The following is a 15,019-nucleotide window of genomic DNA, read 5'->3' as shown; positions in this document are numbered from 1 at the left end:
GTTCGTGAGAAGGCCGTGCGCCTGGCCCTTGAGCGTCTGGATGAGTTCGATTCCGGTCTCCAAGCCGTGCTAGCTCGATGATGACGGATCTCCTTCTACCCGAAGGGGATCCGCGCTGGCGACAGACCTGCCCTTTCCGATCTCGCGCCTGGCGAGTTTCGGGGCGAGACTGGCCTTGCTGGCGTCAGGAGTGCTGAGAAGACGTTCGCGCGTCGAAGTGCTGCCGTTCTCGAGGGTGCGGTGTACATCGACGCGGGTGTGCTCGGCAGGAACGGGTTGAAGGCTCGGATCGACGAGGTGGTGCTGCGGCACGAGGTCGGGGCACTGCGCCGGGCCAACCCCCGACCGCGACTGCGCTGGGCCGACCGTGCGGTGCTCGCCGCGCTTGTGCGGCGCCTGCCTCAGCAGTTGCGCGGACACCGGTTGGTGACACCAGGCACGATCCTGCGATGGCACCGACGCCTGGTCGCGAAGAAGTGGACCTACCCGAACCGGACCGGACGCACCCGCCGGCGATCATCTGCGGTGCTAATGTACTTTCGTTTGGGTCTGAAGAAGCCATTTAGGGGTGGGTGGTGGATGAGCGACCTCAGGCTGTTCCGGATAACCGCTGGTCGCGCGGACGAACTGGCCAGTGGCTCGGTCGCGCTGGAGCGCCATCTGCGGCGAACAATCGAGTGTTGCCGGCGACTTCACTCGTTACGACGAACACGCCGTGCGCCAGAACAATCACAACATCGAGCGCGTTCGGTATCGCGATTCCGGCGGACCTGACCGAAGCCGAGCAGTACTTGCGAATGAGCTACGACGCGAGCTGAGCCAGAGGCGCACAGGGAGCAAAGCGTGAGCGGAGCCGACGTCAGTCGAGCCGAGATCATCAACTACTGGCACACGATCGAGATGTTCAGCCCTCCCGATGTTCCTGCGGTGAGAGAGGAACACCGGGTCTACCAGGTGGCACCAGGACAACCACTGCCCTGGGAGCCCACCCACCGGCTGCAGAAGGTCCAGCTCGAGGAGCACCTCACCTGGCGGTACCGGGTCTACTGCGGGGTCTTCTCACTCGAGGACATGAACACCGTGCTGGAGCGCGTGTTCCCGCCGGACCAGGACAGCTATGACGAACGACCCGCAGGGCACAGCGCGTTGACGGCGTTCGTCCTCGACGTCGAAGGGCGGCCGCTGCTCGACAGCAACATCCTGTCGACCTGTGCCTGGGCGACAGGTCGGGCGGTCGATCCTGGACCTCGGCGACGTGACTGGCTTGACGGGTTCGACGAGGACGAGGCCGAGGCCGACGAGCTGTTTCGGAAGCTCGTGGCTGCCGCCAAGGATGATTCGCGTGTGCGCGCGCTCGCCGAACAGGGAATCTCCGTAGGCAGGCCGCTCGCTGCCGCAGATCTGACGGGTTACCAGAAGACGTTGTGCGCGAAGCTCGGTCTGCCGGGCGACTTCGACTGTTCCGAGATCCGGATCAAATGCGAGCTCGTGAGTCACACGAACGCATACCGGGAGGACGACCAGGATTTTCTGAACAGCTTCATCGCCGCGGATCTTCGCCAAGTGTCGGCCGATGTCCGAGCAGGTAGCTGTGGCACGGCTCTTCGGCAGTACCTCAGCGGAGACAGGGAGATCGACACAGCGGCGAGGATCGACGTGCGGGAGGAGTTGGGCCAGGTGTTGGACGTTGTCCGGCCGGACGCCGTGCCGCTCGGGCGTTGGCCCAGCAACGTCGAACATCCACTCGCGCTGAGCCAGCAGCTGGCCGTCAACAACGTGCTGAGCAGGCTCAGCGCGTCAGCGGGCATCTTCGGCGTGAATGGGCCGCCTGGGACCGGCAAGACCACCATGCTGCGGGATCTGATCGCGGCGATTGTGGTCGAACGTGCGTGTCGGCTCGCCGAACTGTCGAGGCCGGCGGCTGCGTTCCGAGGTAAGCGTCAGTGGAAGGTGGGCGACTACACGCGCACCGTGCACCTGTGGCGAGAGGACCTCACCGGGTTCGAGATCGTGGTCGCTTCGAAGAACAACGGCGCGGTCGAGAACGTGACCAACGAGATTCCCGCTGTCGGCGCGATCGACGACGCGTGGCGCGACGAGGTCGACTACTTCCCGGAGATCGCAACCGCTCTGCTCAACGTCGACCAGCTCGACGCCGACCGGAAGACCTGGAAGCAAGCTTGGGGCATGGTCGCCGCGCGGCTTGGCAACAAGACCAACCGCGGTAAGTTCGCGACCGCGTTCTGGTACGGGATCAAGCCCAAGCCGAAGAAGAAGCAGCAAAAGGATGTCGCCGAGCCGCCGCCGATCCCGGGCATGAACGACCTGCTCAAAGCCGTGATCGCGGAAGGTCCCGACCAGTCGTGGACGGATGCGGTCCGTGACTTCCGCAGTGCGTTGGCGGCGACCCAACAGATCCAGGCCGATCGTGGTGCAGTCGACGGAACTTTCCTGCGCCTGAAAGAAGCGCGTGACCGTGGTCAAACTGGTAGGGGTGCGTTCGAGCGGGCCGGTCGGCAACTGGAGCAGGTGAACGCCGCGCTCAGCGAGGCTCGGCAGAACATCTCAGCGTGGCAAGCGGAACAGCACAAGCGAAGTAGTGCGCGGCAACAACATCTCAGCCATCGACCGAACCTGGTGCAGTCGCTGTTCGGTTGGGGACGACCCATGCGTAACTGGCAACAAGTCGACGACGGCCTTGCCGCGCAGTTCGCGGAGGCACTTGCGATGAACGCCCAGTGGGGGCACCGGCTCCAGCAACTCGAGCGCGACACCATTGCGGCACAGCATGAGCTTGACCATCACGGTCGGGTTGTGCGAGAGGCTGACCAGGAAGTGGGGCGACTGGAGGCTTCGCTGCGCGCCGCCGAAACGTCCCTTGGTGACTTCTTTCCGGGTGACACATGGTGGACCGACGATGAACGACGTGAATTGAAGGCACCTTGGACCGACAGCACGTGGAACGACGCGCGAACCCGCCTGTTCTTCGCGGCTTTACGGCTGCACAAGGCGTTCCTCCAGAATGCCGCGCACGAGATGCGGCAAAGCCTGCAGGCCGCCATGGACGTCGTACAGGGCGCCGCACCCAGGGACCTGCCGGAGGCAACGATCCGAGCGGCCTGGCAGACCCTCTTCTTCCTGGTTCCGGTGGTGTCCACGACGTTCGCGTCAGTCAGCCGGGTGTTTCCCCGGTTGGGTCCTGAGTCGCTGGGGTGGCTCTTCATCGACGAGGCGGGACAGGCCACCCCGCAAGACGCTGTCGGTGCGATCTGGCGCAGCAGGAGAGTGGTCGTCGTCGGCGATCCACTTCAGCTCGAGCCGATCGTCTCACTGCCCTTCCGCGTTCAGCAGGCGATCCGGGGCGACCACGGCGTTGACGAGAAGTGGTTGCCCGCACGGACATCCGCGCAGCAGTTGGCGGATCAGCTGACGCCGCTCGGCACCCATCTGCCCACCGACGACGGGCCGATCTGGGTCGGGTCTCCGCTGCGTGTGCACAGGCGGTGCGACGAGCCGATGTTCGGCATCGTCAACCAGATCGCATACGACGGAATGATGATCAAGGGCGGCCATCGCAGCAAGGACCTCATGCTTCCGTCGGGTGACCAGCCGCTGCCGGAGAGCAAGTGGTTGCACATCTCAAGCGAGGAAAGCAGCGGCCATTGGAAGCCGGCCGAGGGCAAGAAGCTCGGTGACATGCTCGCCTACCTCGCCAAGTCCGGGTTCGACATGTCCGAGGTGATGGTGATCGGACCGTTTCGAGACGTCGCAAGGGAGATCGGCAAACACCGGCGGCAGTATCCAGGACTGGTCGCTGGAACCGTCCACACAGCTCAGGGCAAGGAAGCGGACATCGTCATCCTGGTCCTGGGCGGAGATCCGCGCAGGCCGGGCGCGAAGAAGTGGGCGGCGAGCAAACCCAACCTCGTCAACGTCGCGGTCAGCCGTGCGAAGCGCAGGCTCTACGTCATCGGTGATCGGACGGAGTGGTCGAAGCAACGGCACTTCGACGTGCTCGCGCAGGGCCTTCCCTGCCGTGAGTGATCAGCGCGTCAGCGTTTTGCACAGAGAAACGCAGCTGGGGCAACGTCCTGTGCGGTTTGCCGACTCAGCTGATCATTGCGGCTGTACAGCAGCGTAGAACTGTTTTGCCAGTTCGCGCACAGGTCCGTGGCACTGCTCGTTGTTTCCGGCGGTGGGTGTCTTGCGATTGCTGCTGTCCACCCTCACCACGGCGTTCTCATCGAGAATCTCCAGGGTGCAGCCGTTGATGTCGTCACTCTTCCAGCGGGCATCCGAGCCGAGGTTCACGCTGCCGTCCTTCTCGCGTGCCTGCCCGCGGTCGAGGAACTCCTTCTTGGCGCGTCGCCGCTCTCGGAGGCCTGGTATCGGCGGTCCCGCGCGGCGAGGGCGGTTTCACACGCAGGCGATCGGATGACCGTTAGATCTTAGACGTACGCGGACGCGTTGACCGGTCTCGCTCACAGGCGGCATTCGCAACGACATCCCTCAACCGATGCCGTTGGTCGTCCGGATCCCAAACGCGGCGTCACCCCGGTGTTTGCCGCAGGGGCGGCAAACACCGGGTCAGGAGTTCTTGGGCCACTCCAGTGAGCCGGCTGCTTCGATCTCGAACCCTGAGTCGCGAAGCGAACTTTCGAGCCACCCCGGTCCCGGAACGCGTTGTCCTGAAAGGCTTTCATTTTCTCGGTCGGTCATTCGGCCCAACGAACAGCCGCCGCCAGGACGGTTTCGCCGCCACAACGGGCTCCGGCCGTTTCAAGACCACAGGGAGCGGCAAAGGTCTGGACCACCAGCTGACCGAGATCCGGTCGGCGCGCCGACGGACTGGAGTGACGGATGAGCGAGGCGAAGCTGCCCCCGCTGTCGATGGACGAGCTGGCCGCCGAGTGTGGCACGGCGTTGCCGGACAAGGAGGTGTACTCGCTGCTCGACCTGAACGTCGACCTGGACCTCGCCCTCGACCTCGCGGCGCCGATCGGCTTGGCCGTCGCGGGCAACGCCAACATCGCGGCACCGATCGACGCCGCCGTGGGCGCGAACGTGCTGTCTGACGAGTCCACCGCTCAGGCCATGGCCGACCAGGGCGTCGCGATCCAGCAGGGCATCACCGGCGAGGCGGTGGCCAACTCCGACCAGGACAGCGCCATTGGCCAGGGCACGTCCCCGGCCCCCGCCCCGCAGCCGCCGGCCGGCGGGGCGCAGGTCCCGACGCCCACGGATCTGGTCGGCGCGCTGGACGGCGGTCTGCTCAACGTGGACGTCGACCTCGCCGCCGACCTCGACCTGGCCGCCCCGATCAACGGCGCGGTGGCGCTCAACGCCAACGTGGCCGCCCCGATCGACGCCGCCGTGTCCGCCAACCTCGGCTCCGCGGGCTCGGAGGCGACCGCCGTCGCGCAGCAGCAGGCGATCATCCAGCAGACCATCGACGGCACCGCCGAGGCGAATGCCGCGCAGAGGTCCGACATCGACCAGTGAGCGACCTGATGAACGCCTCACCACACCCGGCCGGCGGGGACGTGCTCACCACGGCCCCGCCGCGCCGGGCGCGCGACGTCGAACTGATCGGCGAGATGCGCGGCTCCGGCTACCGCCGCCCACCGGCCCTGGTCCGCCGCGCCGACGGCCAAGTCCTCCAGCTCACCCCGCTGCTGTACCGGGTCCTCGAAGCCGTGGACGGGCGTGCTGACCACGCCGGGATCGCCGCCGCCGTCGGGCCGGCCATCGGCCGCTCGGTCACCGCGGAAGACGTGCGCACCCTGCTGGAGACCAGGCTGCGCCCGCTCGGGGTGCTCGAACTCCCCGACGGCTCTCAACCCGTGCACCGCAAGGCCGAACCGCTGCTCGGCCTGCGTCTGCGCCGGGTGATCAGCGAGCCCCGCGTCACCCGGCGGGTCACCGCGCCGTTCGCGCGGTTGTTCCACCCGCTGATCGTGGCCTTGGTGCTGGTGGCGTTCGCGGCGGTGTCGTTCTGGGTGCTGTTCGTCAAGGGCCTGGCCGGTGCCACGCACCAGGCGTTCTACCAACCCGCCTTGCTGCTGCTCGTGTTCGGGGTGACAGTGCTCTCGGCGGGCTTCCACGAGTTCGGGCACGCCGCCGCCGCGAGGTACGGCGGCGCGACACCCGGCGCGATGGGCTTCGGCCTTTACCTGCTGTGGCCCGCCTTCTACACCGACGTCACCGACAGCTACCGGCTCGGCCGGGCCGGCCGGCTGCGCACCGACCTGGGTGGGCTGTACTTCAACGCGCTCGTCGCGGTCGCCGTCCACGGCGTCTGGTGGCTGACCGGCTGGGATGCGCTGCTGCTGGTGATCGCCACGCAGATCCTCCAGATGGTGCGCCAACTCGCGCCCATGGTGCGCTACGACGGATACCACGTGCTCGCCGACCTGACCGGTGTCCCCGACCTGTTCCACCACATCAAGCCCACGCTGCTGGGCCTGTTGCCACACCGCTGGGGCAGGCCGGAGTCGAAGGTCCTCAAGCCGTGGGCGCGCGCGGTCGTGACGACGTGGGTGCTCGTCGTCGTGCCGATCCTGCTGACGAGCACGGCCCTGCTGGTGCTGGCGTTCCCGCGAGTGGTGGGGACGGCGTGGCACAGCGCCGGTGAGCAGTGGCGATCGGCGCACGCGGCGCTGGGCGAGGGAGACCTCGCGCTGGTGCTGGTGCGGGTGCTAGGGGTGGTCGCCATCGTGCTGCCCGTGCTCGGCGTCTGCCTGCTGCTGGCCCGGCTCGCGGGTCGTCTGGTCACCCGTAACTGGCGCTCCACTGAGGGCAGGCCTGGCCGGCGCGCGCTCGTGGTGCTGTGCGGGATCGCTGTGGTCGCGGGCCTGGCGTGGGCGTGGTGGCCGCAACCCGACCGGTACCGGCCGATCCGGTCCGACGAGCGCGGCACCGTGACCGACGTCGTGCCCGTCGCCGCGTCGGGCCCGGCTCCCGTCCAACCGGCGCGACCGGTGTCCGCCCAGACTGTGTGGCCTGCTGGCAAACCATTGCCCAGCAGGGACAAGCCGGTCCTGGCGATGGTCCTGGAACCGGTCTCGCCGGGTGCCCCGACGTGGGTCTTCCCGTTCGACCGGCCGAAACCTCCGGGGCCGGGCGACAACCAGGTCCTGGTCGTCAACACGACCGACGGCGCGGTCCGCTACAAGGTGTCCTTCGCCCTGGTGTGGGCGACCGATGGCGTGGTGGACAACAGGAACGAGGCGTACGCGCTGGCCTCGTGCCGGGGCTGCACGACGGTGGCGGTCGCTTTCCAGGTGGTCCTCGTGGTGGGCCAGGCGAACGTGGTGGTGCCGCAGAACATCGCCGTCGCCGTCAACCACTCGTGCGTCGAGTGCGTGACGTACGCGCTGGCCTCGCAACTGGTCGTCAGCCTTCCCGAAGATCTGAGCCCTCAGGCGAAAGCCCGGCTCGAAGCGGTGTGGGCCGAACTGTCCCGACTGGCTGCGGACGTGCCGAGCCTGACCGCGCAACAAATTCAGCAGGCCTTGGAGGGCGCCAAGTCCCGCATCCTCGACGTGCTCCGGCAGGAAGGCGTTCCCCTGCCCAGCACCGCGCCGACTACCACCCCACCGCTCAACACCACGTCGGCGGAAAGTTCCCGTCCGGCCACCTCGTCCGACGTGCCCACGACGACCGCGCCACCGAGCACCACTGCGACGACCGCGACGACCGCGCCATCGTCGTCCCCGGAGCCGACGACCACGGTCACGTCACCTCCCAGCGCAGTCCCCTCCACCTGATCCCGACCGCGCGGAACACGTGCAACCAGTTCACCATCAGCGCTCAGGGCGATGACGTCGACGAACTGCCACCGGATGAGGAGGCACTCGGGAAGCCTGCAGCAGCCGTTTGACACACACGGCACGATCACCAGGACCGACCTCGGACAACCCCAGGGAGCGCCGGTGAGGTTCACCAGGTTGACGCCGTGCTGCTGTGCGCGGTGCTGACCGCGGGCTGTCAGTCGTTGTGGAACGGAGGGACGAACGTGCGCACCACCGCCGCCGCCAGCAAGTCCGGCACCGGCGAACTGCGAACCGACCTCGAGCCGCTCACCAAGCGGTTCGCGGCACTGGGCTCCCCGGAGCAGGCCCGCTGGATGTCGGGCACCCTCGGCTCCGACCGCGCACCCGGCCCGTCGACCTACTGGATCGACGCCGTGATCACGCTGCCGGAGAGCAAGATCGACGAGCTGAGGTCCGCGTACAGCCCCGAGCCTGCCGGCAAGGCGCCGGACGTCGTCGATGGCCTGCGCGGTGAGCTGCCCAGCGGCAGCTTCCTCACCAGTGATCGGCTCGACCAGGCTTTCACCGCCGACAAGTGGTTCGCCAAGGCCTACCTCGTGCCGGACGACCGTGCGCTCGTGCTTGTCGCCACCGGGACCTGATGCCTACCGCAGGAGCTGGTAGCGACCATTGGTGGCGACGGCCTTCATCCTGTCGACCTGCATCTTCTTGTCATTGCTGTGCAGCAGGTGGTCTCCAGTCCCGCCACTTCGCGTTCTCAATATCTGGTTTCTCTTCGATGAAAGCTTCCTCAGGAATGTCCTATCAAGCAGAAAATCCAGAAGTCAGTATCCCGCTTCCTCCAGTCGCAAGATCAAGTCCCTCCCAAGGACACTCATTCGAAGAATCGAGTGCCGATGTTCCCCGTTGACAAGCACGTCACGTTCACCGTGCTTGCGCTGGATCCACAGGGCCACAAGAGATACGTAGGCCAAGGCATCACCTGGAATCACCTGGTTACGGGAACAGCAATCGAGCACGATCTTCCCGCCGGCAACCCAGGATGAGGTGACGACCGCAGGAAACGGATCAATGTCCCCCACAGGAGGTGGAAGCAAGATAGGCTGAAGCTGGTCGCCAGCCAACTCAAACGTCCACCTCCATCTCCACCAGCCGATCACCAGCGACGGGGTCGGCAATACTGAATCACTGATATCGAACCCGCCATAGGAACCAGAGCCTGTCATTGCAACGCTTCCGTTCTATTCAGGGGTAATCAGCCCGTTCCGCTCGGCATATCGATTGACAACCCGGAAGGATTGCGGGTGAAATACTGCCCGACAGGGAATGTCCGTACGTCTCAGTAGGCGCTTTCGAACCATACATGTTGTCCAGCAATGCTGCTTCATTCAAACCATTGTCCATGATGCTCTGGCCTGATCGGAGGTCAGATCTGGTCGGGGAATGTTGATCGTCGTGGGCGCGGATCGCGCCGCTGCCCCCTGGTGATGTCGGATCCCGCACCGCAGGCGCGCTGGACTGTTGCCGGCGGTGACCGACGGCCGCCTCGAACTGGCTCGAAGCGCCATCTGGGCACCGAAGGACACGGCATCCCACTGATGCCGTTGATCGGCAAACGCGGCCGGGCCCGGTTCCGGCCCGATGCGGGGCATATCGAGCACGGTTGTGACCACGACAAGTACCGCGCCCTTGTGCGACAAGGGCATCATCCTGGTGAGACCCGCTCGCAGCCGAAGCCTGCGCACCGCCGTGGCGAAGTGATCTGCCACGGCGGATTCCCAAGCAGGACGACCGATCACTAGCGGTCGGCACGGACGTGACCCGAGTGGCTGATCAACGAAGAGCGGGACCCCGCCGCGGTCTTGCGGGACCCGGCCGGCCGGACCGCGACGGTCAGAAGAGCGCGGAGTGCTTGCTCCTGGACGACAGCGGGTTGTGCCGCGGCTTGCTGCGCGCCATCGGCACCATCGCGTGGCACTCGGTGGTGCGCGGGGGGCTGTCGCGGTGGTCGAAGGTGCGCAGGGTGTCGGCGGTGCGGCGGAGGTCTTCTGCGCAGCTCGCGAGGATCTGGGCCACGGCGCTGCGGCCGTGCGGCGGGATTCCGGGTGCCAGGTCGCGCCAGTCCTCGATGCGGCGCAGCTGGGTGTGCAGCTGTTGCAGGATCTGCCTGCCGACCTCGTTGAGCCGGAACGACGGGTCGTTGCAGAGCACGTCCAGCACCGACAGGTGGTTCGTCAGGCCCGAGGTGGCCGCTGTCAGGCGCTCGCGTTCGGGTATCGGGTCACGGCCTTCGGCGAGCCTTTGCCGGACGTCGCGAGCCGTTCCCACGGAGATGCCCGACTGGCGGGCGATTTCGCGCAACGACGCGGTCGGGTGGTCGCGGATCACCTGGGCCGCGGCGGTCCGGCCGGAGGCCGTGGTCATGGGGCGGGCTCGGCCGTCACGGCCGGTGCGCACGTCCATGGTCCGGGGGACGGTCTCGCGGCGCAGGGCGGCCACGCTCTTGGCGCCCAGGCCGGCGGCGAGTGCGATGGCGCGGTCGGAGAGGTCGGGGTGCGTGTTCAGGATGCGTATCACGGCGCGTTTGCGGTCGTCCCTGGTCAACGGGAGACCGTGGGTGACGTTGAGCTTGACGGCGTGCAGGAACGCGTCGCGCTCGCCGCCGTCGAACCACTGCACGGCGATGGTGCGCTGGCCGCGGGCACGGGCCGCCTCCACGCGGTGCGCTCCGTCGATGACGCGCATGGTCGGGCGGTGCACCAGGATCGGAGGCAGGTCCGTGTCGCACTCGACCAGGATCCGGACGTGTTCCGGATCTGTCCTGGATCTGGGCGAGTCGCCGGGCAGCACTGTGTCGATGTCTACTTCGGACGTTGATGCCTGTTGGTGCGACGCCGCTTTTCCTGACATGAAGAACTCCGGTGTGGTGGATCGCCGACCCCGTGCCGCGGGTCTGGGCGACAAAAGTGATGGAAGCCGCTCAGGCTCGTTGTGGTCACGCGCAGCACAGCCCCAGTCAGCCCCCAGCTGTCCAGCTCGTTTCTTCTTAACAAACCAGGTTTCCAGCTGGTTATCCACCTCGTCGCCCGATCGGACCAGCACGTCGAACAGTGCCCCCACCTGCGAAGCGGCAGTTTTCCCACGCTCGTGGGAGCGCTCACATACAGCGCAAGCTGCAAGATCATGGAATAACTCTGAGCACACCGCGGTTCTGTCAAAGTTTATTTCCGCTAAGCATCAGCCATGCGACTCGTGCACGTTGACCGTGCGTGATCAGAACCGCCGGTGGGACTCCCATAACACTCGTTCCGGAACAAATCAACACGACGTTGAACAAGATTGCCGGGAACCGGGCCGGGAACACGCGAGTCCCCCGGTGGGGTCTCCACCGGGGGTACCTGGACCTCGCGTCAGACCTCGTACTCGACGCCCACGCCGCCGAAGTGCAGCCGGCCTTGGATGACGACCTTCTCCCCCGCGCTGTCGAAGCCGGTGATCAGGCCCGCCTCCATCAGGCGCGTGACCAGCTGAGCGCTGATCTCCTGCTTGCCGATCGCGCCGAGCTTCTTCACGAGCGCCCGGTAGCCGAAGTTCTCCTCGGCGAGCTCCTGGAACACCTGCCGTTCCGCCTCGCCCATCACGTACTGGGTGAGGTCCTCGTCGGCGTCGTTGGCCAGCACGTGCACCGGCTCCAGCCGCATGCTCAGCGGTTCGACCTTGTAGTGCGGCTTCAGCAGCACCTTGCTGCCGGTCCAGACGAGCTTGCTGATGCTGTTGAGCCGCTGGGTCAGGCCACTGATCCAGCGGACCCTGGCGGCGTCCAGCTCGGCTTCGGAGAACTCGTCCGAGAGCTCCTGGCGCTGGTGCTTGCCGATGTGGATCATCGTCGCGGCGCGGTCGTGGAAGTCCGCCACCGCCGCGCTCTCGTCACCGTCGGACAGCCGGTCGAACCACTGCCGGCGCACCAGCCGGTCGTCGTCGGACTCGGTGATGCGGCGCTGCCGCCAGAACTCCGACTCGGGCTCGGTGAGCGAGGCGAAGGTGTAGAACGACGCGAGGAACTGGTGGTAGCCCTCGTAGGCGTCCCGGTACGAGCGGTTGTACCAGGCGTGCACGGCCTCGGACTCGGCCGGGTTCGCGGTCATCCGGTCGATCGCCGCGGCGGCGCTGACCGCCGACTGCGAGGCCAGGTGGACGCCCTGGGAGAACAGCGGGTCCGTGAAGCAGGCCGCGTCACCGCAGAGGAAGTAGCGGCCGGCCGAGAAGTGGTCAGCGTCGTAGGACCAGTCCTGCACGATCCGCACCTCGTCGACCATCTCGGCGTCGCCGAGGATCTCCATGGCGCGCTTGGCCTTCGGCAGGGTGGCGCGGTAGAACGCCTCCGCGCCCATCTCCCTCACCTCGGCCGCACGCGAGCGGTCCACCACCAGGCCGACGCTGTAGAGGCCCCCCTTCATCGGGATCATCCACACCCAGCCGTCCTCGAACGTGATCGAGTACGTGGTGCCCGCGAGGTCGCCGGTGAACGGGTCGGGCAGCTTGAAGTACGACCAGACCGCGAAGTTCCGGTAGAACTCGTCGTAGCGGCGCACGCTGAGCTTGCGGCTGAGCGGGCCGCCGGAGCCCCCGGCGTCGATCACGTAGTCCGCCGTCACGTCCCACCGCTCGTCGGCGCGCCGCAGCGACAACGTCACGGAGTCGGCCGCGGACACGTCGACACCGGTGACGGTCGTGGCCTCGTGCACGGGGATGCCCCGCGACCTGGCCTCGTCCATCAGCATCTGGTCGAACTCCTCGCGCTTCACCTGCACCGCGTGGTCGAACACCCACGGGTTGATCTTCGGCGCGGCGAAGGAGAAGGTCCAGGGCGCCTGGTCCTGTCCCCACAGGAAGGTCGCCGACGGCTTCTTGACGAAACCGGCGGCGTCGATCCGGTCCTGCAGCCCCAGCCGGTTGAGGATCGACATGGTCCCCGGCAGCAACGACTCACCGATGCGGTACCTCGGGAACGTCTCCCGTTCGAAGACCTCCACGTCGTGCCCGAGCTTGTGCAGCGTCAACGCGGCAACGCAGCCCGCGGGCCCGCCGCCGACGACAGCTACTTTCGACCGTGCCATTCCGCTCCCCCTAAGGGTTTTCGTGGTGTCATCAGGCGGATGGTCCGCCTGAAGGTCAGTCCTGGTCGCTGTGCGGGCGCAGCCGCACCTTCTTGAGCCGGTCGGACATGCCGATGTCGTCGATCACCGTCACCTTGGACGGGATCTTGAACGGTTCGACCCGGCCGGTCAGGAACTCCCGCACGTGGGCCCTGGCCTCCGCCCTGGTCAGGCTGCCCACCGGTTTGACGTCGACGCACACCGCCTGGCCGGTGATGGCGTTCGGCCTGCCGTAGACCACGCAGTCCTCGACGAGCGGGCTGGTCAGCAGCACCGACTCCAGCTCGAGCGGGAGCAGCTTCTCGCCGCCGACGTTGATGACCTCGGTGGCGCGGCCCTTGACCCGCAGGTAGCCGTCGCCGTTCTCCTCGACCAGGTCACCGGTGCGGAACCAGCCGTCCTCGGTCACCGCGTCGGCCGGGTGGTTGAGGTAGCCGAGGAACTGCGTGCTGCTCTTGAGCTGCAGCTCGCCGTCGACCACGCGGTAGCGGGTGCTGTCGTCCGCGATCTTGAAGTAGGTGCTGCTGGACGACTCGCTCGTGGTCGCGGCGATGCCGGTCTCGCTGGTGCCGAAGGTCTGCACCAGCCGCACGCCGGGGAACGCCGCGCCGACGCGGGCGAGCAGCTCGGCCGACATCGGCTCGGTGCCGTAGGTGATCAGCCGGAGGCTGCTGACGTCGTGCCGTTCGAGGTGGCCGCCGACCATGATCAGGTTCAGGAACGTCGGGCTGGCCGGCAGCACGCGGATGCGGTGCTGCTCGATCAGCCCGCAGATCTCGTCGGGCGTGCGCTTGGCGGGCAGGACCGCCGCGCCGCCCACCAGCATGGTGCTCAGCAACGAGTTGATGCCGCCGATGTGGTCGAACATCAGCACCATCAGGATGTTGAGCGAGACGGAACCGCGGGGGCGTTTGGCGAGCTTCTGCTCCACCAGCGCGTCGAGGTCGTGCAGGATCGCCTTCGGGGTGCCGGTGCTGCCGCTGCTCAGCAGCACCAGTCCGGCGGCGCCCCTCCCGGCCAGCTCGCTGAAGGCGGGCGACGGCGCACCCGCGGCGGACATCGGCACGACCTCGACCGCGTCGGCGGTGCGGAGGGTGAAGCGGGGCGCGCACGTCTCCCGCACGGTGTCCGCGGTGACCGGTGTGCTGCCGACCATCGGGACGACGGTGTTGCGGTCGAGGTAGAGCGCGAACAGCGCCGCGACCGCGTTGGGGGAGAAATCCCCTTCCAGGACAACGGCGTCGTGCGCGCGGGCGCCCGCCTCGGCGAGCAGGCGGCGGATCTCGCCGATCCGGTCCAGCAGGGCGGCGTAGCTGTGCGGGACACCGTCCACCCACAACGCGGTGCGCTCGCCGAAACCGGCCATTCGCTCCAGAAATGCTTCCCGCACGTCAGTTCACTCCTCCCAGGAAGATCGTTTCGCCGGTCACGAACGCGGACTGGGAACCGATCAGGAACTCCACCGGCCCGCACAGGTCGGCGGTGGTGCACATCCGCTTGATCGCCTGCCTGCCGACGAGTCCGTCGATGCGCTCGCGCGGCACGGTGCGCGTGAGCGTGGTGCTCACCGGCGGCACGCCGAGGCCGTTGACCCGCACACCGTGCTCTGCCAGTTCCTTGCTCATCACCCGCACGAGCTGTTCGACAGCGGCTTTGCTCGCCGAGTAGGCGAGCTGCCCGTCGATGGCCCACGGCACCGCGACCGTGGACAACGCGACGATCGAGGTGCTGGGCTGCTCCGAGCGGCGCAGCAGCTTCACGGCCTCGCGGCAGCAGCTCAGCACCGCGAAGAAGTTCAGGTCGAACAACCGGCGCGTGGTCTGCTCCGGCGTCAGCATGAAGTGGTTCATGACCGACGTGCCGGCGTTGTTGATCAGGGCGTCGAGGTGGCCGTGGGTGCGCCGCAGCTCGCGGAAGAGCGCCTTGACCGCGGTGGTGTCGGTCAGGTCGACCTGGTGGTGGTCGTAGCGCTCGTGCTCGATGCCGCCCGGTTTGCGGCTGCACCCCACGACCTCGTGGCCGGCCGCCAGCAGGTGCTCGGCCAGCGCCTTGCCGATGCCGGTCCGGGTACCGGTGATCATGACCTTC

8 protein-coding genes and 1 pseudogene are annotated in these 15,019 nt (G+C 67.1%); 4 read left to right on the top strand and 5 right to left on the bottom strand.

Going from position 1 to position 15,019, the window contains the following annotated elements; all coding sequences use genetic code 11:
- Positions 1–843: 843 nt before the first annotated feature.
- Complete coding sequence (locus ACVDFE_RS17675) at positions 844–4,044, top strand: DEAD/DEAH box helicase (protein ID WP_458431111.1); 3,201 nt, start codon at positions 844–846, stop codon at positions 4,042–4,044.
- 72 nt (positions 4,045–4,116) lie between these two features.
- Here ACVDFE_RS17675 and ACVDFE_RS17670 read toward each other — a convergent pair whose 3' ends face one another.
- Entirely contained in the window at positions 4,117–4,311 is a 195-nt protein-coding gene (locus ACVDFE_RS17670) for a hypothetical protein (protein WP_458431110.1), read from the bottom strand.
- A gap of 549 nt (positions 4,312–4,860) precedes the next feature.
- Here ACVDFE_RS17670 and ACVDFE_RS17665 point away from each other — a divergent pair.
- From ACVDFE_RS17665 to ACVDFE_RS17655, 3 genes are all read left to right on the top strand, one after another.
- Entirely contained in the window at positions 4,861–5,502 is a 642-nt protein-coding gene (locus ACVDFE_RS17665; protein ID WP_458431109.1) for a peptidoglycan-binding protein, read from the top strand.
- Positions 5,499–7,769 (top strand): hypothetical protein, encoded by a 2,271-nt coding sequence (locus ACVDFE_RS17660; protein WP_458431108.1) that lies wholly within the window; start codon positions 5,499–5,501, stop codon positions 7,767–7,769. Before ACVDFE_RS17665 ends, ACVDFE_RS17660 begins: the two co-directional genes overlap by 4 nt.
- A gap of 188 nt (positions 7,770–7,957) precedes the next feature.
- On the top strand, positions 7,958–8,416 hold the full coding sequence (locus ACVDFE_RS17655; protein WP_458431107.1) for a hypothetical protein: 459 nt from the start codon (positions 7,958–7,960) through the stop codon (positions 8,414–8,416).
- Between the two features lie 1,252 nt (positions 8,417–9,668).
- On the opposite strand, the gene ACVDFE_RS17650 is transcribed toward ACVDFE_RS17655, so the two are convergent.
- The 4 genes and pseudogenes from ACVDFE_RS17650 to ACVDFE_RS17635 all read right to left on the bottom strand — a co-directional run bounded on the left by ACVDFE_RS17650 (position 9,669) and on the right by ACVDFE_RS17635 (position 15,012).
- Positions 9,669–10,520, bottom strand: coding sequence for a hypothetical protein (locus ACVDFE_RS17650; protein WP_458431106.1), 852 nt, complete (start codon positions 10,518–10,520; stop codon positions 9,669–9,671).
- Between the two features lie 665 nt (positions 10,521–11,185).
- Positions 11,186–12,877: pseudogene (gene cmlS / locus ACVDFE_RS17645) on the bottom strand (chloramphenicol-biosynthetic FADH2-dependent halogenase CmlS); the annotation flags it as partial.
- A 70-nt stretch (positions 12,878–12,947) separates the two neighbouring features.
- A complete protein-coding gene (locus tag ACVDFE_RS17640; protein ID WP_458431105.1) occupies positions 12,948–14,321 on the bottom strand; it encodes an ANL family adenylate-forming protein in 1,374 nt (457 codons plus the stop codon).
- Between the two features lies 1 nt (position 14,322).
- Positions 14,323–15,012, bottom strand: coding sequence for an SDR family NAD(P)-dependent oxidoreductase (locus ACVDFE_RS17635; RefSeq protein WP_360391848.1), 690 nt, complete (start codon positions 15,010–15,012; stop codon positions 14,323–14,325).
- Positions 15,013–15,019: the final 7 nt, after the last annotated feature.

Source organism: Lentzea chajnantorensis (genome assembly GCF_054300775.1).
Note: the sequence above shows the minus strand (reverse complement) of the source record. Positions and strands in the feature narration are given on the sequence as shown.

Bases quoted from the DNA above. Each gene is read 5' to 3' on its own strand.
- ACVDFE_RS17635 (WP_360391848.1), bottom strand. From the start codon at position 15,012: ATGATCACCGGTACCCGGACCGGCATCGGCAAGGCGCTGGCCGAGCAC.
- ACVDFE_RS17665 (WP_458431109.1), top strand. From the start codon at position 4,861: ATGAGCGAGGCGAAGCTGCCCCCGCTGTCGATGGACGAGCTGGCCGCC.
- ACVDFE_RS17650 (WP_458431106.1), bottom strand. From the start codon at position 10,520: ATGCGCGTCATCGACGGAGCGCACCGCGTGGAGGCGGCCCGTGCCCGC.